Below are 20,361 nucleotides of genomic sequence, written 5' to 3'. Positions count from 1 at the left end.
GCTCGCCTTTCGCCGTCGGTCGGATCGCGACAATCCTAGGCGAGCGGGGGAGGCCGGGATCGGTGTGTGACGCCGCGCGACTAGGCTCGGTTCCCGTCATGCCCGAGACTTCCCGCACCCCCGCGCGCCCTTCCGTCGCCGACACCCTCCGCGACATCGCGACGCGCTTCGCCGCCGCCGGCATCCCCGATCCTCGCGTGGATGCCGAGCTGCTCCTCGCCCACGTGCTGTCGACGTCACGCGGCGGTGTCCAGGCCGCCGCGATCCGCGGCGACCGGCTCGACGAGGATGCCGTCGTCGAGCTGCCCGGGCTCGTGGATCGCCGGTGCGCCCGGGAACCTCTGCAGCACCTCACGGGTGTCGCGCCGTTCCGTTCGCTCGAGCTCGCCGTGGGGCCGGGCGTCTTCGTTCCGCGCCCCGAGACCGAGATGGTGGCGCAGCTCGCGATCGACGCGCTGGCCGCGGCGGCATCCCCCTCCCCGGTCGCGGTCGATCTCGGGACCGGCAGCGGCGCGATCGCTCTCGCCCTGGCGACGGAGGTACCCCGCGCGCGGGTCTACGCCGCCGAGAACTCCGTCGAGGCGTTCATCTGGGCCAAGGACAACGCCGCGCGCATCGGCGCGGAGAACCTGACGCTCGCGTTCGTCGACCTCGCCGACGCATTCCCCGAACTCGACGGCACGGTGTCGGTGGTGGCATCCAATCCGCCATACGTTCCCGACGACGCGATCCCGCGCGACCCCGAGGTGCAGCGGTACGACCCGCCCGCGGCGCTGTACGGGGGACCGGACGGACTGGATGCCGTGCGCGTGCTCAGCCGCGTCGGCCTCCGGCTGGCCCACCCCGGCGGGACCATCGTCATCGAGCACGGCGAATGGCAGGGCGCGGCCATTCGCGACATCCTCGCGGCGGACGGATGGCGTGCCGCGGCCACGCACCCCGATCTCACCACGCGGGATCGCGCCACGACGGCGATCCGCCCCTGACCGCGCGACCGGTCGGGCGTCGGTAGACTGTCGCGCGACATGTCACCCGTCTACGACTGCCGTGACGAGTCGCAGCTGCTCTCCGGGATGCGCCACGCGCGTCAGGCGATCAGCCGAGGCGAACTCGTCGTACTGCCCACCGACACCGTCTACGGCATCGCCGCGGACGCCTTCAACGCGCGCGCCGTCGCGGGCCTCCTCGAGGCGAAGGGACGCGGACGCCAGCAGCCTCCGCCCGTGCTCGTGCCCGGGGTCGGGACTCTCCGCGCGCTGGTCGCCGAGGTGCCCCCGGCCGTCGACGAGCTCGTGCACGCCTTCTGGCCGGGAGGCTTGACGATCGTGCTCCCGGCGCAGCCGTCGCTGTCGTGGGATCTCGGAGACACCCACGGCACCGTCGCCGTCCGCATGCCGGCGCAGAAGCTGACGCTCGAACTGCTCGAGGAGACGGGGCCGCTCGCGGTCTCCAGCGCCAACCGCACCGGAATGCCCGCGGCGGTGAGCATCGACGAGGCCCGCGACATGCTCGGCGACAGTGTCTCCGCGTATCTGGATGCCGGCCCGAGCGAGTGGGGCTTCGCGTCGACCATCGTCGACGCGACATCGCTCGTCGGCGGCGCGGAGCCCCGGGTGAAGGTCTTGCGCGAGGGCACGGTGTCGCGCGACCGTCTGCGCGACGTCCTCGGAGACCTGCTCGAGCCCGACCCCGAGACCGCGTCGGCTCCCGCGACGTCGTCGACCGATCCGGATGCCGAGGCCCCCGGGCCGTGACCCAGTATCTCCTCACCATCCTGTTCACGGCAGCGGTGACTCTGGCGCTGTCGTGGGTGGTGTGGAAGCTCGCTCTGCGATTCCGTCTGTATCCCGGCATCCGGGATCGTGACGTGCACACGACGCCCACGCCGCGCCTGGGCGGCGTGGCGATGTTCCTCGGCGTCGTCGCGGCTTTCGCCCTCTCCAGTCGCAACCCCTACTTCGCGATCTTCTGGACCGATCCGGCTCCGGTGCTGTCGCTCCTCGGCGCGGTGCTCCTCATCGTCGTCGTCGGTGTCGTCGACGACCTGTGGGACCTCGACTGGATGATCAAGCTCGGCGCGCAGTTCGTCGCCGCGGGGATCATCGCCTGGTTCGGTCAGCTGCAGATCCTGTCGCTGCCGATCGGTGCCCTGACCGTCGGCTCGAGCTGGGTGAGTTTCGTGCTCACGGTGTTCGCCCTGGTGGTGGTCATGAACGCCGTGAACTTCATCGACGGACTCAACGGCCTGGTCGCGGGGGTGTGCCTCATCGCGAACGGGGTCTTCTTCGCCTACTCGTACCTCCTGGTGCGCGACACCGGTGCGAGCACGTACTTCAACCTCGCCTCGTTCATCGCCGCCGTGCTCATCGGAGCGTGCTTGGGCTTCCTCCCGATGAACTGGACCCCGGCGAAGCTGTTCATGGGCGATGCCGGCGCACTCATGCTGGGCCTGCTCATGGCCAGCTCGGCCGTCGCCATCACCGGTCAGCTGGACCCCGCCGTCCTCGATCCCGAACAGCTGGGGCGTTCGCAGCTGCTCGGTGCCTTCATCCCGATCCTCTTGCCGGTGGTCATCGTCCTGCTGCCGCTGCTCGATTTCGGTCTTGCGGTGGTCCGCCGTCAGTGGGCCGGGAAGTCGCCGTTCTCGCCCGATCGCAAGCATCTGCACCATCGCATGCTCGACATGGGTCACTCCGACCGGGATGCCGTCCTCATCTTCTACAGCTGGACCGCTGTGGTCAGCCTCGCGGTGCTGCTGATGTACATCGGCACGCAGCAGAGCTGGCCCGGCGATTACGCGATCGGCATCGTCTTCGGCGTCGTCGGCGTCGCCGCGTGCATCCTGCTCACCCTGCTTCCGTCCCGTCGCCTCGCGCGTCGCCCTTCCCCCGAGGAGTCGTCATGACCGCCCCCGTCTCCAGCACCCCGGTCCTCCGCGCAGCCCTCCTGTGGTCGGCGGTCGTCACCGTCGTCATCCTGGCGGGCGCGGTGGTGGTGGGGGCGCTCATCGCCGGTGCGAACGGAGCATGGAGCGGGGCGGTGGGGGCCGCGGTCGGAGCCATCTTCCCGGCGCTCACGGCCGTGAGCATTCTTCTGGCCAACCGCTTCTACGGTCACCCCGCGTGGCTGCAGATCTTCTTCGGCGTGGTCCTCGGGGGATGGCTGCTGAAGTTCATCCTCGTGATCGTGGCGTTCCTCATCCTGCTGCGCATGGATTGGGTCGTCGCTCCCGTGTTCTTCTTCGCGCTCCTGGCCACGGCGGTGGCGTCGCTCGTCGTCGACGTCGTGGTGATCTCGCGGATGCGCCTCCCCGCGGTGTCGGACACCGTTCTGCCCGAGCGCAGCTCCCCGGACGAGGTCTGACCTCCCGCCGATGCCGCGAATCCCGCGATCTTTGCTAAGGTAGGGCTAAGCACCTCGGCCGGTGTGCGGCGGTGACGCCGAGGCCCCGGGGAGAGCCGTTTCCCACCCTCCCCGAACCGTTTCGTACCGGTTCGAGAAGCTGGAGCCACCCGTTGACTCAGGCGAATTCGATCGCGCACGCTGCTGACGCGCCCTACTTCTCCCCGCCGTCCATCTCGGACTTCTTCCCGCCCGAGCTGCTGTTCGCTGGAACACCGTTCGCGGTCACGCGCATCACTCTGGTGCAGCTGCTCGCCACGGCGATCATGGTCCTCATCATCGTCATGGGCACGCGGCGGCTGACCGTCGTCCCCGGACGCTTCCAGAGCGTGATCGAGCTCGGCTTCGGGTTCATCCGCGAGCAGATCGCGTACCAGGTCCTGGGTGAGAAGGACGGCAAGCGCTTCCTGCCGCTGCTGACCGCGATGTTCCTCACGATCACGGCGCTGAACCTCACCGGCGTCATCCCGTTCTTGAACATCCCGGGCACCTCCGTCGCGGGAGCGCCGCTGGTGTTCGCGCTGACCGCCTACATCGCCTTCGTGTACGCGGGCATTCGCCGTCACGGCGTGGGCCGCTTCGTGAAGTACTCGCTCGTGCCCAGCGGAGTCCCCAAGCCGCTGATCCCGATCATCGCGATCGTCGAGCTCATCTCGGTCTTCATCGCCCGGCCGGTGTCGCTGTTCCTGCGGCTCCTGCTGAACATGATCGTCGGCCACCTCATGCTGGTGCTGTTCTTCTCGGCGACCAACTTCTTCTTCTTCAGCTTCAACTGGCTGACCCCTCTGGCAGCGGGAACCCTCACGCTGGGGCTCGCGTTCACCCTCTTCGAGGTGTTCGTGGCACTCCTGCAGGCCTACGTCTTCACGATCCTCACCGCGGTCTACATCCAGCTCGCGGTGGCGGAAGAGCACTGACGGGCAGCCGACCGGCTGTTCGCCCAACGAAAGGAAACCCTCAGTGGACGCAACGACGATTCTCGCTCAGGTCACGGGCAACATCGCGACCGTGGGCTACGGTCTTGCTGCCATCGGCCCGGCCATCGGTCTCGGCATCATGATCGGCAAGACCATCGAGTCGACCGCCCGTCAGCCCGAGCTCGCCGGTCGCCTGCAGACCACGATGTTCATCGGTGTCGCCTTCATCGAGATCCTCGCGCTGATCGGCATCGCCACGCCCTTCATCTTCGGCGCGCTCTGATCCGCCCGATCCACGAGTAAGGAGACAGGATGCTTCACGCTCTTGTCACGGTCGCTGCCGAAGAGGGTCACAGCAGCGGTAACCCGCTTCTGCCCGCCGTCTACGACATCACCTGGTCGCTGGTGTGCTTCGTCATCATCGCGGCGGTCGTGTGGTTCTACGCGCTCCCGCGCATCGGAGCGGTGCTCGACAAGCGCAGCTCCGCCATCGAGGGCAACATCGCCAAGGCCGACGAGGCGCAGCGCAAGGCCGAGGCCGCGCTCGAGGAGTACACCGCCCAGCTCGCCGCTGCCCGCAAGGAAGCCGGCGAGATCCGTGAGTCCGCACGCGAAGACGGTCGCAAGATCGTTCTCGAGGCCAAGGAGACCGCGGCGGCAGAGGCTGCTCGCCTGACCGCTGCCGCACACACGCAGATCGAAGCCGAGCGGCAGACCGCGATGGTGTCGCTGCGTGCCGAGGTGGGTACTCTCGCCGTCGACCTCGCCGGCAACGTCATCGGGGAGACGCTCTCCGACGACGCCAAGGCTCAGGCCGTCGTCGATCGCTTCCTCGCCGACCTCGAGGCATCCGAGAAGGCGGCTCAGTAATGGGCAGCGCGACCACTCAGGCGCGGACCGCGACCGCCGAGGCGCTCACGGCGGCGTCCGGTGTCGATCTCGACGTCGCCCGCGAGCTGTTCGCCGCCGTCGGCGCCGTGAGCGGATCGGCGCAGCTGAGCGGCGCGCTGTCTGACTCGTCGGCACCGGCCGCGGCTCGCGCCGCGCTGGTGACGGCGGTCTTCGGCTCCACGTACCGCGAGACCAGCGTGGCCCTGCTCCGGCGCGCCGCCGAGCAGCGCTGGTCGAACGCCGCGGAGTTCGTCGACGGCCTCGAGGAGCTGGCCGTGCGCGCCGCAGCGGTGGCCGATTCGTCGGCCGACATCGAAGGCGAGCTGTTCCAGTTCTCGCGCACGGTGGCCTCGAACGGCGAGCTGGAGCTCGCGCTCGGCGGTCGTCTCGGCAATGCCTCGGCGAAGAGCTCGCTCATCTCGACGCTTCTCGACGGGCGCGCGGGTGCCGCGACGGCGCTGATCGTCTCGTCGCTGGTGCAGAACGCACACGGCCGCCGCGTGCGCGCGCTTCTCCGGCGCGCGTCGGCGATCGTCGCCGACCAGCGTTCGAGTATCGTCGCGACCGTCTCGACGGCGACGCCGCTGAGCGCCGAACAGCGCACGCGACTCGAGAACGCTCTGAGCGCGCGTTACGGGTCCGCCGTCACCCTCAACACCGTGATCGACCCGACGGTGCTCGGCGGACTGCGCGTGCAGATCGCCGACGACGTCATCGACTCGAGCGTCTCGACGCGCCTCGCCGAACTGCGCCATCGCATCGCCGGCTAAGACTTTGCCGCCCGAGCGGGTGGAGATCTGGGGGCTCGCGCCCCACGAACGAAGGAAGACAATGGCAGAACTCTCTATCAGCCCCGACGTCATCCGTGACGCGCTGAAGGACTTCGTCAACGCCTACGAGCCGACCGCCGGAGGTGCGACGGAAGTCGGCACCGTCGTCGACGCGGCCGACGGCATCGCCCACGTCGAGGGACTGCCCGGCGTCATGGCGAACGAACTCATCCGCTTCGCGAACGGCACCCTGGGCCTGGCACAGAACCTCGACGAGCACGAGGTCGGCGTCGTCGTCCTCGGCGAGTTCTCCGGCATCGAGGAGGGCCAGCAGGTCACGCGTACCGGCGAGGTGCTCTCGGTCGGCGTCGGCGATGGCTACCTCGGCCGCGTCGTCGACCCGCTCGGCAACCCGATCGACGGTCTCGGCGAGATCGCGACCGAGGGTCGTCGCGCCCTCGAGCTGCAGGCGCCCGGCGTCATGCAGCGCAAGAGCGTGCACGAGCCCCTGCAGACCGGCATCAAGGCCATCGACGCCATGATCCCCGTCGGTCGTGGTCAGCGTCAGCTGATCATCGGCGACCGTCAGACCGGCAAGACGGCCATCGCGATCGACACGATCATCAACCAGAAGGCCAACTGGGAGTCGGGCGACGTCAACAAGCAGGTGCGCTGCATCTACGTCGCGATCGGCCAGAAGGGCTCCACGATCGCCTCGGTCAAGGGTGCGCTCGAGGACGCGGGCGCGATGGAGTACACCACCATCGTCGCCGCCCCGGCATCCGACCCCGCCGGTTTCAAGTACCTCGCCCCCTACACGGGTTCGGCCATCGGCCAGCACTGGATGTACGGCGGCAAGCACGTCCTGATCATCTTCGACGACCTGTCGAAGCAGGCCGAGGCCTACCGCGCCGTGTCGCTGCTGCTGCGTCGTCCCCCGGGCCGCGAAGCGTACCCCGGTGACGTCTTCTACCTGCACTCGCGCCTGCTCGAGCGTTGCGCGAAGCTCTCCGACGAGCTCGGTGCCGGTTCGATGACGGGTCTTCCCATCATCGAGACCAAGGCGAACGACGTTTCGGCCTACATCCCGACCAACGTGATCTCGATCACCGACGGCCAGATCTTCCTCCAGTCCGACCTGTTCAACGCCAACCAGCGTCCGGCGGTCGACGTGGGTATCTCGGTCTCCCGCGTGGGTGGCGACGCTCAGGTGAAGTCGATCAAGAAGGTGTCGGGAACGCTGAAGCTCGAGCTCGCGCAGTACCGCTCGCTCGAGGCGTTCGCGATGTTCGCCAGCGACCTCGACGCCGCTTCGCGTCGTCAGCTGGCCCGTGGTGCGCGCCTGACGGAGCTGCTCAAGCAGCCCCAGTACTCGCCGTACCCCGTCGAGGAGCAGGTCGTCTCGATCTGGGCCGGAACCAACGGCAAGCTCGACACCATCGACGTCTCCGACGTGCTGCGCTTCGAGCGTGAGCTGCTGGACTACCTCCGCCGGAACTCCACCGTCCTCGACACCCTGCGCGAGACCAACGTGCTCGGTGACGACACGGTCGCGGAGCTCGAGAAGAAGATCGACGAGTTCGTCCTCGAGTTCCAGCCCGGTGCCGACGAGGGTGTCGTCGGAGCCGAGCAGGTGGACGCGGCCGACGCCGAAGACGTCAACCAGGAGCGAATCGTCAAGGGCCGTCGCTAACAGCGACGACACGAGAACGGAATCATGGGCGCACAACTGCGGGTCTACAAGCAGAAGATCAGTTCTGCTCAGACGACCAAGAAGATTACGAAGGCGATGGAGCTCATCGCGGCTTCGCGCATCCAGAAGGCGATGGCGCGTGTGCGCGCGGCATCGCCCTTCGCGCGAGCCGTGACGAGCGCTGTCTCCGCGGTGGCCACGCACTCGTCGATCGATCACCCGCTGACGACCGAGCGCGAGAACCTCCGGCGCTCGGCCGTGGTGATCTTCACCTCCGACCGCGGCCTGGCCGGCGCGTTCAACTCGCAGATCCTCCGTGAGGGTCTCGAGCTGGCCGAGCTGCTCCGCTCGCAGGGCAAAGAGGTGGTGTTCTACCTCGTCGGGCGCAAGGCGGTGGGCTACTTCCAGTTCCGCCGGATGCCGAGCGTCTCGCAGTGGACCGGCGACACCGACACCCCGCAGTTCTCGACCGCGGAGGAGATCTCCGACGCGGTGCTCGAGGCCTACCGCGCGGGTGGCGAGAACGACGGTGTCGACGAGATCCACCTCGTCTACAACCGCTTCGTCAGCATGATGACGCAGTCTCCCGAGACGGTGCGGCTGCTTCCTCTCGAGGTCCTCGAGGCCGAGGAGGCCCCGGCTCAGGCCGAGGTGTACCCGCTCTACGAGTTCGAGCCCGACGCCGAGGCCGTCCTCGACGCCCTCCTGCCGGTGTATGTGCAGAGCCGGATCTTCAACGCCCTTCTCCAGTCCTCCGCGGCCAAGCACGCGGCGACGCAGAAGGCGATGAAGTCGGCCAGCGACAACGCCGACAAGCTCATCACCGACTACACCCGCCTGCGCAACAACGCGCGACAGGCGGAGATCACGCAGCAGATCGCCGAGATCGTCGGCGGCGCCGATGCTCTGGCATCCGGCAAGTAAGTCCCCAAGGAGAGAAGAAGCCATGAGCCTCACCGCCGAGAAGACCGACGCAGCCGTCGTCGGCCGCGTCGCGCGCGTCACCGGGCCCGTCGTCGACATCGAGTTCCCGCACGACGCGATCCCCGAGATCTACAACGCGCTGAAGACCACCATCACCATCGGTGACCAGTCGACCGAGATCACGCTCGAGGTCGCTCAGCACCTCGGCGACGACCTGGTTCGCGCCATCGCCCTCAAGCCCACCGACGGCATCGTCCGCGGCCAGGAAGTGCGCGACACCCACGGCCCGATCACCGTGCCCGTGGGCGACGTCACCAAGGGCAAAGTCTTCGATGTGACCGGCGAGGTGCTCAACGCCGCGCCCGGCGAGACCATCGAGGTGACCGAGCGCTGGGGCATCCACCGCAAGGCGCCGAGCTTCGACCAGCTCGAGTCCAAGACCCAGATGTTCGAGACGGGCATCAAGGTCATCGACCTGCTGACCCCCTACGTGCAGGGTGGAAAGATCGGCCTGTTCGGTGGCGCCGGCGTCGGCAAGACGGTCCTGATCCAGGAGATGATCCAGCGCGTCGCGCAGGATCACGGTGGTGTGTCGGTGTTCGCCGGTGTCGGCGAGCGTACCCGTGAGGGCAACGACCTCATCCACGAGATGGAGGACGCGGGCGTCTTCGACAAGACCGCGCTCGTGTTCGGTCAGATGGACGAGCCGCCGGGGACGCGTCTGCGCGTCGCTCTCTCGGCTCTGACGATGGCCGAGTACTTCCGTGACGTGCAGAAGCAGGACGTGCTGCTGTTCATCGACAACATCTTCCGCTTCACGCAGGCGGGTTCCGAGGTCTCGACGCTCCTCGGCCGTATGCCGTCCGCGGTGGGCTACCAGCCGAACCTCGCCGACGAGATGGGTGTGCTCCAGGAGCGCATCACCTCGACGCGCGGTCACTCGATCACCTCGCTGCAGGCGATCTACGTCCCCGCCGACGACTACACCGACCCGGCTCCGGCGACGACGTTCGCCCACCTGGATGCCACCACCGAGCTGTCGCGTGAGATCGCGTCGAAGGGTCTGTACCCCGCCGTCGACCCGCTGAGCTCGACCAGCCGCATCCTCGACCCGCGCTACATCGGTGCCGACCACTACCGCGTGGCGACGGCCGTGAAGCAGATCCTGCAGAAGAACAAGGAACTGCAGGAGATCATCGCGATCCTCGGTGTCGACGAGCTCTCCGAAGAGGACAAGATCGTCGTGTCGCGCGCACGTCGCATCCAGCAGTTCCTCTCGCAGAACACCTACATGGCCAAGAAGTTCACCGGTGTCGAGGGTTCGACGGTCCCGATCAAGGAGACCATCGAGTCGTTCGACGCGATCGTGAAGGGTGACTTCGACCACGTCGCCGAGCAGGCCTTCTTCAACGTCGGTGGTATCTCCGACGTCGAGGCCAAGTGGGCGCAGATCCAGAAGGAGAACGGCTGACATGCCGCTGCGCGTGAACCTCGTCTCGGCTGACGCCGAGGTCTGGACCGGGGAGGCGTCGCTCGTCGTCGCCAAGACGGTCGAAGGCGAGATCGGCTTCATGCAGGGACACGAACCCGTGCTCGCGATCCTCGCTCAGGGCGAGGTGCGCATCACGGGTGTCGACGGGAACAGGATCCTCGCCAACGCGCAGGACGGCTTCCTGTCGATGGCGGATGACGAGCTGACGATCGTCGCCGGCCACGCTTCCCTGGTCTCCTGACACCCCTTCTCCACGACGCGCGTCGTCCGGTTCTCCGGACGGCGCGCGTCGTTCGTTCGTTCCCCTGAGGTCAGATGCTCGTTCTCCTTCCCCCTTCCGAGACCAAGCGCCCCGCCGGCGACGGCCCGCCGCTGGATCTCGACGCCCTCGCCCTGCCGTCGCTGCGAGAACCTCGGACCGTTGTCGCCGACGCGCTCGTCGCGCTGAGCGCCGACGAAGAGGCATCCCTCCGTGTCTTGAAGCTCAGCGAGCGGCGTCGTCACGAGGTCGCTGACAACGCCGCACTGCGGTCGGCGCCGACGCTTCCCGCCGTCGACCGGTACACCGGGGTGCTCTTCGACGCCCTCGACGCGGGCACGCTCGATGCGGCCTCGCGCGCGTGGGTAGGGTCTCACGTCCTCATCCACTCGGCGCCCTTCGGCCCCGTCGGTGCGCTCGACCCCATCCCGACGTATCGGCTGGCGGCGTCGACGTCGCTGCCGGGGATTCCGTCGCTCCGAAAGGTGTGGGCGGATGCCGTGACGTCCGCCATCCGCCTGACCCGCACGCCGTTCGTGGTCGATCTTCGTTCCGAGGCGTACGCGGCCCTCGGGCCCGTCCCCGATGAGGTGCGAGGCGTCTATGTGCGCGTCGTCACCGAGGGTCCGGACGGCACCCATCGTGCGCTCAACCATTTCAACAAGAAGGCCAAGGGGGAGTTCGTCCGCGCTCTCGCCGAGACGGCCGCCGATGTGCGGTCACTCGACGACCTGTACCGCTGGGCGGGCGACCGCGGGGTCCGACTCCACGACATCGGCGACGGCGAGATCGCGATGGTCGTCTAATCGCCCCCGCGGTCTTTCAGCGAACACTCAGGGTCGCTAGCATGTGAGGCGCGCAGGGTGCTGACCCCTGGCTCACGGGCAGCGAAAGGAATTCCCATGGGTGACACGTACTACTACGACGATGGCAGTGGGTTTGCCGCGTTCGCGTTCTTCCTCGTCCTCCTTCCCGTCCTGCTTCTCATCGCCGCCGCCGGTTACGTCATCGGGGCGTTCCTGCTGATGAAGGTGTTCGAGAAGGCGGGCGTGCAGGGGAAGTGGCGGGCATGGGTTCCCGTCTACAACGTGCTCATCGCGGCCAAGCTCGGCGACCTTTCGCCCTGGGTGTACCTCGGTGCCCTGGTGATCTCGAGCGTGCTGGTGAACGTCCCGGTGATCGGATGGCTGATCGGGCTCGTCGGAGTCGCGGCCGCCGTGATGTTCGGGTACCGCCTCGGGTTGAAGTTCGGCAAGGAATGGCCCTACCTCCTGCTCTGGCTGATTCCCGGCGTCGGCTACTTCATCTGGCTCGGCATCCTCGCGTTCGGCTCTTCCCCGTGGAACCCGAACATTCCTCCCGCTCCCTGGGCGAACACTTTCCTCGCGGACAAGACGGTGTGGAACGGTGTCCCGGTGCAGCCCGGTCAGCAGGTGCAGGCTCCGCCCACCGGCGGGTATGGCTCTGCTTCCGGCGGTTATGCTCCGCCGGCGCAGCCCTACGCCCCGCCGCAGGCGCCTCCGGCCGGGGGAGCCACGCCGCCCCCGCCGGCACCCCCGGCAGGACCCACTCCGCCGCCTGCGGGTCCGCAGGTCTGACCATCCGCGACGAGCTCCCCGCGCACCGGGGAGTTCGTCGCGCTCTCGGTCGACGACGCCGCGCGCTCGGCGTCCCGAGCGCGGGGCCGCCGGTCGACTAGGATGGCAGGGCCGCGCGGTCCCGCCGGCGAGGATGTCGGCCAACCGGAGGATCAGTTAGTGCCCGAGGTGACCACGCACACGCGTACCGTTCCCGTCGCGGGGGGCGCTCTCGACCTCTCCTGGGCGGCGACGACCGACACCGGCAAGCGGCGCGAGGTCAACCAGGATGCGCTGTTGGCCGAGTACCCGCTCTTCGTCGTCGCCGATGGCATGGGCGGTCATCTCGGTGGCGAGATCGCCAGCGCGAGCACCGTCGATCGCCTCCGCGCCGTGGTCGAAAGCGGCGCGGTGTCGCCGAAGAACATCGAGAAGGCGCTCGCTCGGGCCGTGAAAGACATCGTCTCCCATCCCGAGACCACGGACGAGGGAACCGGCACCACTCTCACCGGCCTGTACCTGGAGGCCAGCGGAGACGAGCCCCACTGGGTGACCCTCAACATCGGGGATTCGCGGGTCTATCTGCTGCGCGACGACGACATCGTCCAGATCACCACCGATCACTCCGTCGTCCAGGAACTCATCGCCGCGGGGCGATTGAGCCCGGAAGAGGCCGAGAACCACCCGTACGGCAACGTCATCACGCGCGCCGTCGGCCCCAGCGACAGCGTCAAGCCGGACTACCTGCGCCTCGAGGTGCTGGACGGCGATCGTTTCGTCATCTGCTCCGACGGGTTGACGAAGGAGCTCACCGATTTCGGCATCCGCCACTTCCTCGAGGCGAACCCGGATCCCGCGCGAGCGGTCGAGGCCATGATGGCCGCGGCCCTCGAGAACGGCGGCCGCGACAACATCACGATCGTCGTGCTCGACGTCTCGCGCCACGCCGCCTGATCCTCGGTGCTTGACCCGGGGGTGCCCGGACTTCTACGTTCAGCAGATGACCTCCGCACCCGAACGGACGGCCGGCAAGGGCCTGGCCGCGGGAACTCTGGGACTCTGGGGCTCGACCGTCATCGGTCTCGCCTCGACGGCCCCGGTGTACTCGCTCGTGGCCACCCTGGGCTTCGTCGTCCTCGCCGTCGGCGCCTCGGCGCCCATCGCCTTCATCCTCGCGTTCATCCCGATGCTCTTTATCGCCTTCGCGTACCGCGAGCTGAACAACGAGGTCCCCGACTGTGGGACGACGTTCACGTGGGGGACCAAGGCATTCGGCCCGTGGGTCGGTTGGATGGGCGGGTGGGGCGTCGCCGTGGCCGGAATGGTCGTCCTGGCCAACCTCGCGCAGATCGCCGGCATCTACCTGTGGACCCTCATCGGCGACGGCTCGCTGGCCGAGAACGTCCCGCTCGTCACCGCGACCGGTGTCGCGTTCATCGCCGCGATGACCTATGTCAGCTACCGCGGCGTCGAGATCGGCGAGCGACTCCAGAACATCCTGCTCGCCGTCCAGTACCTGGTTCTGGTGCTGTTCGTCGTGGTGGCGCTCTGGAAGTTCTTCGACGGCACGGCGCCGAACCCGACCCCGTTCGATCTCGCCTGGTTCAACCCGCTCGGCTTCACCGACTGGAGCGGATTCACCGAAGCCGTGCTGCTGGCTCTGTTCATCTACTGGGGTTGGGACACCTGCCTCGCCCTCAACGAAGAGACGAAGGACCCCAAGCGCATTCCGGGCCGCGCGGCGCTGCTGACGACGGTCATTCTGCTGGGCACCTACGTCTCGGTCACGGTCGCCGCGATGATGTACGCGGGCGTCGGCGAGGACGGAGTGGGGCTGGGCAACGTCGATAACGCCGACGACGTCTTCCTCGCGCTGAAGGACGGGCTCTTCGGCCCGTTCGGCTGGATCCTCATCGTCGCCGTCCTCATCTCGGCGGTCTCGTCCACCCAGACGACGATCCTGCCGACGGCCCGCGGAACGCTCGCCATGGCGGCGTACAAGGCGCTGCCACGACGCTTCAGCACGGTGCACCCGCGGTTCCAGACGCCCTCGTTCTCCACGCTCGTCATGGGCATCGTCGCGAGCGTGTACTACGTGGGGATGACGCTGATCAGCGACAACATCCTGCAGGACTCGATCCTGTCGCTCGGGCTGGCCATCGCCTTCTACTACGCCATCACCGGCTACGCGTGCGTCTGGTACTACCGACGTGACCTCTTCACGTCGGGCAGGAACCTGGTGTACCGCGGCATCCTGCCGCTCCTGGGCGCGCTCATGCTGACCTACGCCTTCGTCCAGTCGGCGATCGACATGTACGACCCGGAGTACGGCTACACGGTGCTCTTCGGCATCGGCGGAACCTTCGTGGTCGGTATCGGGGCGCTGGCCCTCGGTGTCGTCCTGATGATCGTCTGGTACCTCGTGCCGACGTCGAAGCCGTTCTTCCGCGGCGAGAGCCTGAACCGCGACACCGAGGTGCTGGTGCCCGACGAGCCCATCACCTACCCCCGGTCGGTCGACGGCGGCATCTGATCCGCGGCGGTCAGCGGTCGGGTGCGTTCACACCGCGGCGCGGATGACACCCACCTGCTGACCGCCGCCGAGCACGGTCAGCCCCAGCGCGGGAAGCACGTCCGCAACGGCGGCCGCGTCGAGGGAGCCCGCGCGCTCGAGCAGACGCAGAGCGACGGCGTGGCCCGCGCGGTTGGAGCCGTCGAGCATCTTCAGCGCCACGGTGGTGCCGTCGGGCGCGGTCATGACCTGCACACCCTCGGCGCCCATCTTCGCGAACACCCCGAGGCGCTCGATGACGATCGTGTCGGGACGGCCCGGACCGTCGATGGTCCACGGGTGCTCCCGGACGGCACGCACGAGGGCACCCGCACTGCGGTGCAGAGCGAACGGCGACCGCTCCGACGACGTCGCGATCCGTTGGATGGCACGGGCGAGCCCGGTGAGGCTCATGGCGTAGACGGGAGCCCCGCACCCGTCGATGGCCGTCGTGGTGACCCGTTCGCCGACGAGCCGTTCGATGACCTCGCGGATGTGCACCTGCAGCGGGTGCTGCAGGTCGAGGTAGTCCGCGGTGGACCAGCCGTTCGTCACGCAGGTGAGAAGCATCGCGGCATGCTTGCCCGAGCAGTTCATCCGCAGCGGGGAAGGAACGCCGTGGTCGCGGACGAGCTCGTCGCGCGTCTGCGTGTCGCTCGGCCAGGCGGCGGGGCAGCCCAGATCGTCTTCGGTCAGACCCGCCGACTGCAGGATGCCACGGGCGACCTCCGCATGGCGGTCGGTGCCGCAGTGGCTCGCCATCGCCAGCGCGAGGCGTTCTCCGCTCAGGTCTGCACCCGCCGACAGACACGCGAGCGCCTGAAGCGGCTTCATGCTCGAGCGGGGGAGGAACGGTGCCCCCGGGTCGCCGAGCGAGAGGTGCTCCGAGCCATCCGGGGACAGCACCACGGCGACGCCGTGATGGCGCGACTCGATGAATCCGCTGCGTTCGACGACAGCGAGTTCGACGGCATCCGGGGACGTTGCAGGCATCCGTCCATCGTATCCGCCGGGTCCGTCCCGTCAGGTGCGGGCGCGAGTCGCCAAGGTTTGTCGCTTCTCGGCCTCGCGAGGCGACAAATCCTGGCGACTCACGCGACGTGCGCGCGGGAGGGAGCAGGATGGAACCATGAACGGAGAGCACCAGTACCGTCTGCGCGCGACGTGGACCGGCGACCGGGGGACCGGGACGAGCGGATACCGCGACTATGACCGCTCGGTCTCGCTCGAGGTCGATGGCAAGCCGCTCGTCGAGGCATCCGCCGACACGCCCTTCCGCGGCGACGGGTCGAAATGGAACCCGGAGGAACTCCTGCTGGGGGCGCTGAGCGAATGCCACCTGTTGTCGTATCTGTACGCGTGCGTGAAGACGGGGGTGGTCGTGGTGTCGTATCGGGATGACGCCAGCGGAACGCTCGTCGAGGACGGCAAGGGCGGGGGAGCGTTCTCCGACGTCCTGCTGCGCCCGCAGGTCGTGGTGGCCGATTCGTCGATGATCGACGCCGCCGTGGCCGCGCACCGGCAGGCGCGCGAGTGGTGCTTCATCGCGAACTCGGTGAACTTCCCGGTCCGGCACGAGCCCGTCGTGACCGCCGCCTGAGCGATTCGACGCCACTACCCCGAAACGACGGAACCCCGCCGGCACGAAGCCGACGGGGTTCCGCTCCTGCGGGGGAGGGTTCAGCGCACGTCCTCGTCGACCCAGTCCATCGACTTCGTGACGGCCTTCTTCCACAGGCGCAGCTCGCGGTCGCGCTCGCCGGAGTCCATGTCGGGCTCCCAGCGCTTGTCCTCCTGCCAGTTGGCGCGGAGGTCGTCGAGGTTGTCCCAGAACCCGACGGCGAGGCCAGCCGCGTACGCGGCACCGAGCGCGGTGGTCTCGGCGACCACCGGACGCACGACGGGCACGCCGAGGATGTCGGCCTGGAACTGCATGAGCGCGTCGTTGGCGGTCATACCGCCGTCGACCTTGAGCTCGGTGAGGTCGACACCGGAGTCGGCGTTGACCGCGTCGAGCACCTCCCGCGTCTGGAAGGCCGTGGCCTCCAGAGCGGCGCGCGCGATGTGGCCCTTGTTGACGTAACGGGTCATGCCCACGATCGCGCCGCGGGCGTCGGGACGCCAGTACGGGGCGAACAGGCCCGAGAACGCCGGCACGAAGTACACGCCGCCGTTGTCGTCGACCGAGCTGGCCAGAGCTTCGACCTCGGGCGCCGACGAGATGATGCCGAGCTGGTCGCGCAGCCACTGGATGAGCGAACCGGTGACGGCGATCGAGCCTTCCAGCGCGTACCGTGCGGGCTGGTCGCCGAGCTTGTAGCCGAGGGTCGTCAGCAGACCGTTCTTGGAGTGGACGATCTCCTCACCCGTCTGGAAGATGAGGAAGTTACCGGTGCCGTAGGTGTTCTTGCTCTCGCCCGGATCGAAGGCGGCCTGACCGAAGGTCGCGGCCTGCTGGTCGCCGAGGATGCCGGCCACGGGCGTCTCGCGCAGCAACGACGAGGACTCGACCGTTCCGTACACCTCGGAGGACGAGCGGATCTCGGGCATCATCGACCGCGGCACGCCGAAGTCGGCGAGGATGTCGTCGCGCCACTCGAGCGTCTCGAGGTCCATGAAGAGGGTCCGGCTGGCGTTGGTGACGTCGGTGGCGTGGACACCGCCGTCGATGCCGCCGGTGAGGTTCCACAGCACCCAGCTGTCGGTCGTGCCGAAGAGGAGGTCGCCCGCCTCCGCCTTCTCGCGCGCGCCGTCGACGTTCTCGAGGATCCACACGATCTTCGTGCCCGAGAAGTAGGTCGCCAGCGGCAGGCCCACGACGCTCTTGTAGCGCTCGACGTCACCGTCGGCGAGACGGTCGACGATCGACTGCGTGCGGGTGTCCTGCCACACGATGGCGTTGTAGACGGGCTTTCCGGTGTTCTTGTCCCACACCACCGCCGTCTCGCGCTGGTTGGTGATGCCGACGGCGGCGATGTCGTGGCGGGTGATGTCGGCACGGCTCAGGGCGAGGCCGATCACTTCCTGGGTGTTGTGCCAGATCTCCAGCGGGTCGTGCTCGACCCACCCGGCCTTGGGGAAGATCTGCTCGTGCTCTTTCTGTCCGACGGAGACGACACCGCCGGACTTGTTGAAGATCATCGCGCGGGTCGAGGTCGTGCCCTGGTCGATGGCAAGGACGTAGTCGGCCATGAATGGACTCCTTTGTCAGTAGAGGAAGGGGAATGGGTGAGGAAGAGGCGCGGGGGTGTCGTTGACGACACCCCCGCGGGGATCATGCGGCGACGAAGCCGAGGAGGACGGGGGCCAGGAGGCCGGCGAGCGCGCCTCCGACGAGGGGGCCGGCGACGGGCACCCACGAGTAGCCCCAGTCGCTGGAACCCTTGCCCTTGATGGGCAGCAGGGCGTGCGCGATGCGGGGTCCGAGGTCACGGGCAGGGTTGATGGCGTAGCCGGTGGGGCCACCCAGCGAGGCGCCGATACCGACCACCAGCAGCGCCACCGGGACGGCCGACAGGCCACCGAGGCCGCCGGGCACGCCGATGTCGGCGACGCCGTAGTCACGGAATCCGAAGATCACGAACACCAGGACGAACGTCGCGATGACCTCGGTGACGAAGTTGAAGCCGTAGGAGCGGATCGCGGGGCCGGTCGAGAACACGCCAAGCTTGGCGGCCGGGTCCGGCTCGTCGTCGAAGTGCTGCTTGTAGGACGCCCACGCCAGCACCGCACCGATGATGGCACCCACGAGCTGGGCGGCAACGGCCACGAAGAACTGCGCGATGGTGATGTCGCCGTGGACCAGGAGTCCGATCGACACGGCGGGGTTCAGCTGTGCGCCGGAGTAGGCGGAGACGATGACACCGGCGAAGACCGCGAGGCCCCAACCCCAGTTCACCATCAGGAATCCACCGGCATTGCCCTTGGTCTTGGCCAGCGCCACATTGGCGACCACGCCACAACCCAGCAGGATCAGCATGGCGGTGCCGACGACCTCCGAAAGGAAGTACAGCCCCAGATTCACTTCTTGCATGTCGTCATCGACCTTTCTGTTTTGCCCGGCCCCCATCGGCGCGGACGTGTGCGGCTCGGTGTCTCGAACCTATGACCGCCGTGCGGGCGCGCAACAGAAGGCGCGCCCGCACGTTCTCTCAAATTGTGGCGACGCCGGCTTCCTCGAGATCGACCCGGTGCGCGGTGCGCAGCGCCTCGGTCGCGCGCGCGATCTCCTCGTCGACACGCGCGGCGTCCCATCCGAGCGGACCGGCGATCGTCTCCGCGACCTCCCGCAGCGTGCGCTCGGTCATGCCGCCCACGAACGCGAGGTGGGTGCGGCGCAGGAGGACGTCGATCAGGTGGACGACCTGCTCGTTCTCGGCGATCCACACCAGCTCTTCGCGGTAGTAGCCGGGGACGTTCGCCAGCGCCGTCGGCTCCGCCGGCAGGACGTCGAGGATCGCATCCGCGCGCGTGCCGTAGCGCTCGAGCATGGCATCCACGAGGGCTGCCGAGTGCGCATTCGTGCGAGCGGCGATCCAGCGCCGACGCTCTTCCTGGCTCGCCGGGAAGCCCTTGCCGCCACCGATCGGGAGGCCCTGCGTGCTCACCCGGTGCGGTCGACGCAGCTTCTGCAGCGTCTTCATGCTGAGGTGCTCGGCGAGGGCGCGGAAGGTGGTCCACTTGCCACCCACGAGGCTCATCGACGGGGTGCCGGCGATCTCGTCCTCGACGATGCGGTAGTCGCGCGAGACGAATCCGGGCGCGGTGTCGTCGTGGCGCGGCAGGGGGCGGATGCCGGAGAAGGTGTAGACGATCTGCGTGCGATCCACGCTGACGGTGGGGAAGACGTGGCCGATGAGGTCGAAGAAGTACTCGATCTCATCGTCGGTGCACACCACGGGCGTCGACGGGTCGGCGTCGATGTCGGTGGTACCGACGAGGACGCGGTCCTTCAGCGGGTAGATGAGGACGATGCGACCGTCGGAGTGCTCGAAGAAGATCTCGCGACCGCCCGTCGCGGCCAGCAGCTCGGGGTTGTCGAGCACGATGTGCGAACCCTTGGTCCCGCCCATGAACTGCGTCGGAAGCCCCATCGCGCCGTTGGTGAGGTCGGTCCACGGCCCCGAGGTGTTCAGGATGACCTTCGCCTTGACGGAGAACTCCTCGCCCGAGACCTCGTCGCGCACCCGCACGCCGTTCTCGTCGGCGCCGACCGCGGAGACGTAGTTGACCGCCTGCGTGCGCCCGCCACCGGCGACGATGCCGTCGTGCAGGACGTCGAGCGCGATGCGCTCGGGGTCGTGCATGGAGGCGTCGAAGTACGTGGCGGTGTAGGCGAGGTCGGGGTTCAGCCGGGGCAGCTCGGCGAGCGACTTCTTCTTGCCCAGGAACTTGTGCCGGGGGACGGTCCCGCCGTCGCGCGAGAAGGTGTCGTACATGATGAGGCCGACCTTGATCAGCAGCGCGCCGCGCTCGTTGGGCTTGCCGCGTCCGTGCGTGACGAGCAGGCGGAACGGAGCCGACAGGATGCCGGAGAACGTCTTGTAGATCGGGATCGTGGTCTCGAGCGGCTTGACGTAGTGCGGCGCGGTCTTCAGCAGATCGTTGCGCTCGGTCACGGCTTCCTTCACGAGCCGGAACTCGCCGTTCTCGAGGTACCGGATGCCGCCGTGGACCATGTGGCTGGAGGCGGACGAGGCGCCGGAGACGAAGTCGCCGCGTTCGACGAGGGCGACTTTCACGCCTTGCAGGGCGAGATCGCGGAGGGTGGCGATGCCGTTGATGCCCCCTCCGATGATGAGGACGTCGAGGTCCTCGGCGTCACGGAGCGCCTGGACGTCGGCGCGAAGCGAAGGTGAGGGGGACGACATGTCGACTGCGACCTT

Annotated in this window: 21 protein-coding genes; 17 read left to right on the top strand and 4 right to left on the bottom strand. The window is 68.1% G+C overall.

All coding sequences use genetic code 11. The features are described 5' to 3' along the window. Nucleotides 1–98: 98 nt before the first annotated feature. The 16 genes from prmC to MHY30_RS11265 all read left to right on the top strand — a co-directional run bounded on the left by prmC (nt 99) and on the right by MHY30_RS11265 (nt 14,458). A complete protein-coding gene (gene prmC, locus MHY30_RS11340) occupies nt 99–986 on the top strand; it encodes a peptide chain release factor N(5)-glutamine methyltransferase (RefSeq protein WP_239277028.1) in 888 nt (295 codons plus the stop codon). Between the two features lie 39 nt (nt 987–1,025). After that, nucleotides 1,026–1,754 (top strand): L-threonylcarbamoyladenylate synthase, encoded by a 729-nt coding sequence (locus tag MHY30_RS11335; protein WP_239277027.1) that lies wholly within the window; start codon nt 1,026–1,028, stop codon nt 1,752–1,754. Then, complete coding sequence (locus MHY30_RS11330) at nt 1,751–2,905, top strand: MraY family glycosyltransferase (protein WP_239277026.1); 1,155 nt, start codon at nt 1,751–1,753, stop codon at nt 2,903–2,905. The genes MHY30_RS11335 and MHY30_RS11330 overlap by 4 nt, the downstream gene beginning before the upstream one ends. After that, nucleotides 2,902–3,363 carry a hypothetical protein gene (locus tag MHY30_RS11325; protein ID WP_239277025.1) on the top strand — a complete coding sequence of 154 codons (462 nt, stop codon included), beginning with the start codon at nt 2,902–2,904 and terminating at the stop codon, nt 3,361–3,363. The genes MHY30_RS11330 and MHY30_RS11325 overlap by 4 nt, the downstream gene beginning before the upstream one ends. A 152-nt stretch (nt 3,364–3,515) precedes the next feature. Beyond that, complete coding sequence (gene atpB / locus MHY30_RS11320; protein WP_239277024.1) at nt 3,516–4,319, top strand: F0F1 ATP synthase subunit A; 804 nt, start codon at nt 3,516–3,518, stop codon at nt 4,317–4,319. Between the two features lie 43 nt (nt 4,320–4,362). After that, a complete protein-coding gene (atpE, locus tag MHY30_RS11315) occupies nt 4,363–4,602 on the top strand; it encodes a F0F1 ATP synthase subunit C (protein WP_055834851.1) in 240 nt (79 codons plus the stop codon). Nucleotides 4,603–4,631: 29 nt separating this feature from the next. Continuing rightward, on the top strand, nt 4,632–5,189 hold the full coding sequence (locus tag MHY30_RS11310; protein WP_239277023.1) for a F0F1 ATP synthase subunit B: 558 nt from the start codon (nt 4,632–4,634) through the stop codon (nt 5,187–5,189). Then, nucleotides 5,189–5,980, top strand: a complete 792-nt coding sequence (locus MHY30_RS11305; protein WP_239277022.1) for a F0F1 ATP synthase subunit delta — start codon at nt 5,189–5,191, stop codon at nt 5,978–5,980. The genes MHY30_RS11310 and MHY30_RS11305 overlap by 1 nt, the downstream gene beginning before the upstream one ends. 61 nt (nt 5,981–6,041) lie before the next feature. Beyond that, on the top strand, nt 6,042–7,673 hold the full coding sequence (gene atpA, locus MHY30_RS11300; protein ID WP_239277021.1) for a F0F1 ATP synthase subunit alpha: 1,632 nt from the start codon (nt 6,042–6,044) through the stop codon (nt 7,671–7,673). 24 nt (nt 7,674–7,697) lie between these two features. Further along, nucleotides 7,698–8,597 (top strand): F0F1 ATP synthase subunit gamma, encoded by a 900-nt coding sequence (locus tag MHY30_RS11295; protein WP_239277020.1) that lies wholly within the window; start codon nt 7,698–7,700, stop codon nt 8,595–8,597. A gap of 22 nt (nt 8,598–8,619) precedes the next feature. Further along, nucleotides 8,620–10,068, top strand: a complete 1,449-nt coding sequence (gene atpD / locus MHY30_RS11290) for a F0F1 ATP synthase subunit beta (protein ID WP_239277019.1) — start codon at nt 8,620–8,622, stop codon at nt 10,066–10,068. Nucleotide 10,069: 1 nt separating this feature from the next. Continuing rightward, nucleotides 10,070–10,330 (top strand): F0F1 ATP synthase subunit epsilon, encoded by a 261-nt coding sequence (locus MHY30_RS11285; protein WP_239277018.1) that lies wholly within the window; start codon nt 10,070–10,072, stop codon nt 10,328–10,330. A gap of 74 nt (nt 10,331–10,404) precedes the next feature. After that, nucleotides 10,405–11,154, top strand: a complete 750-nt coding sequence (locus MHY30_RS11280) for a YaaA family protein (protein WP_239277017.1) — start codon at nt 10,405–10,407, stop codon at nt 11,152–11,154. Between the two features lie 96 nt (nt 11,155–11,250). Next, nucleotides 11,251–11,946 (top strand): large exoprotein, encoded by a 696-nt coding sequence (locus MHY30_RS11275; protein WP_239277016.1) that lies wholly within the window; start codon nt 11,251–11,253, stop codon nt 11,944–11,946. A gap of 159 nt (nt 11,947–12,105) precedes the next feature. Next, on the top strand, nt 12,106–12,879 hold the full coding sequence (locus tag MHY30_RS11270; RefSeq protein WP_239277015.1) for a PP2C family serine/threonine-protein phosphatase: 774 nt from the start codon (nt 12,106–12,108) through the stop codon (nt 12,877–12,879). 46 nt (nt 12,880–12,925) lie between these two features. Further along, the gene (locus MHY30_RS11265; RefSeq protein ID WP_239277014.1) at nt 12,926–14,458 is read left to right on the top strand and encodes an APC family permease; all 1,533 of its coding nucleotides are present in this window, start codon (nt 12,926–12,928) and stop codon (nt 14,456–14,458) included. Nucleotides 14,459–14,485: 27 nt separating this feature from the next. Here MHY30_RS11265 and MHY30_RS11260 read toward each other — a convergent pair whose 3' ends face one another. Continuing rightward, a complete protein-coding gene (locus MHY30_RS11260; protein WP_239277013.1) occupies nt 14,486–15,469 on the bottom strand; it encodes an asparaginase in 984 nt (327 codons plus the stop codon). 136 nt (nt 15,470–15,605) lie between these two features. On the opposite strand from MHY30_RS11260, the gene MHY30_RS11255 reads away from it, so the two are divergent. Continuing rightward, nucleotides 15,606–16,076 carry an OsmC family protein gene (locus MHY30_RS11255; RefSeq protein WP_239277012.1) on the top strand — a complete coding sequence of 157 codons (471 nt, stop codon included), beginning with the start codon at nt 15,606–15,608 and terminating at the stop codon, nt 16,074–16,076. Nucleotides 16,077–16,156: 80 nt separating this feature from the next. Here the strand turns inward: MHY30_RS11255 and glpK are convergent, their stop codons facing one another. From glpK to MHY30_RS11240, 3 genes are all read right to left on the bottom strand, one after another. Further along, nucleotides 16,157–17,668, bottom strand: coding sequence for a glycerol kinase GlpK (gene glpK, locus MHY30_RS11250; protein WP_239277011.1), 1,512 nt, complete (start codon nt 17,666–17,668; stop codon nt 16,157–16,159). An 82-nt stretch (nt 17,669–17,750) separates the two neighbouring features. Beyond that, nucleotides 17,751–18,509 carry an MIP/aquaporin family protein gene (locus tag MHY30_RS11245; RefSeq protein WP_239277010.1) on the bottom strand — a complete coding sequence of 253 codons (759 nt, stop codon included), beginning with the start codon at nt 18,507–18,509 and terminating at the stop codon, nt 17,751–17,753. A gap of 118 nt (nt 18,510–18,627) precedes the next feature. After that, nucleotides 18,628–20,346, bottom strand: coding sequence for a glycerol-3-phosphate dehydrogenase/oxidase (locus tag MHY30_RS11240; RefSeq protein ID WP_239277009.1), 1,719 nt, complete (start codon nt 20,344–20,346; stop codon nt 18,628–18,630). Nucleotides 20,347–20,361: the final 15 nt, after the last annotated feature.

Source organism: Microbacterium sp. ACRRU, from assembly GCF_022346945.1.
In the GTDB taxonomy this organism is placed as follows: domain Bacteria; phylum Actinomycetota; class Actinomycetes; order Actinomycetales; family Microbacteriaceae; genus Microbacterium; species Microbacterium mcarthurae.
The sequence above is the reverse complement of the archived record's forward strand: the minus strand, read 5'-3'. Positions and strand labels throughout refer to the sequence as shown.

Excerpts from the sequence above, each read along its gene's own strand:
- MHY30_RS11285 (WP_239277018.1), top strand. The coding sequence starts at position 10,070 with ATGCCGCTGCGCGTGAACCTCGTCTCGGCTGACGCCGAGGTCTGGACC.
- MHY30_RS11275 (WP_239277016.1), top strand. The coding sequence starts at position 11,251 with ATGGGTGACACGTACTACTACGACGATGGCAGTGGGTTTGCCGCGTTC.
- atpD (WP_239277019.1), top strand. The coding sequence starts at position 8,620 with ATGAGCCTCACCGCCGAGAAGACCGACGCAGCCGTCGTCGGCCGCGTC.
- MHY30_RS11240 (WP_239277009.1), bottom strand. The coding sequence starts at position 20,346 with ATGTCGTCCCCCTCACCTTCGCTTCGCGCCGACGTCCAGGCGCTCCGT.
- MHY30_RS11310 (WP_239277023.1), top strand. The coding sequence starts at position 4,632 with ATGCTTCACGCTCTTGTCACGGTCGCTGCCGAAGAGGGTCACAGCAGC.
- MHY30_RS11335 (WP_239277027.1), top strand. The coding sequence starts at position 1,026 with ATGTCACCCGTCTACGACTGCCGTGACGAGTCGCAGCTGCTCTCCGGG.
- MHY30_RS11305 (WP_239277022.1), top strand. The coding sequence starts at position 5,189 with ATGGGCAGCGCGACCACTCAGGCGCGGACCGCGACCGCCGAGGCGCTC.
- MHY30_RS11280 (WP_239277017.1), top strand. The coding sequence starts at position 10,405 with ATGCTCGTTCTCCTTCCCCCTTCCGAGACCAAGCGCCCCGCCGGCGAC.
- MHY30_RS11265 (WP_239277014.1), top strand. The coding sequence starts at position 12,926 with ATGACCTCCGCACCCGAACGGACGGCCGGCAAGGGCCTGGCCGCGGGA.
- MHY30_RS11295 (WP_239277020.1), top strand. The coding sequence starts at position 7,698 with ATGGGCGCACAACTGCGGGTCTACAAGCAGAAGATCAGTTCTGCTCAG.
- MHY30_RS11245 (WP_239277010.1), bottom strand. The coding sequence starts at position 18,509 with ATGCAAGAAGTGAATCTGGGGCTGTACTTCCTTTCGGAGGTCGTCGGC.
- MHY30_RS11325 (WP_239277025.1), top strand. The coding sequence starts at position 2,902 with ATGACCGCCCCCGTCTCCAGCACCCCGGTCCTCCGCGCAGCCCTCCTG.
- MHY30_RS11255 (WP_239277012.1), top strand. The coding sequence starts at position 15,606 with ATGAACGGAGAGCACCAGTACCGTCTGCGCGCGACGTGGACCGGCGAC.
- atpA (WP_239277021.1), top strand. The coding sequence starts at position 6,042 with ATGGCAGAACTCTCTATCAGCCCCGACGTCATCCGTGACGCGCTGAAG.
- prmC (WP_239277028.1), top strand. The coding sequence starts at position 99 with ATGCCCGAGACTTCCCGCACCCCCGCGCGCCCTTCCGTCGCCGACACC.
- MHY30_RS11260 (WP_239277013.1), bottom strand. The coding sequence starts at position 15,469 with ATGCCTGCAACGTCCCCGGATGCCGTCGAACTCGCTGTCGTCGAACGC.
- glpK (WP_239277011.1), bottom strand. The coding sequence starts at position 17,668 with ATGGCCGACTACGTCCTTGCCATCGACCAGGGCACGACCTCGACCCGC.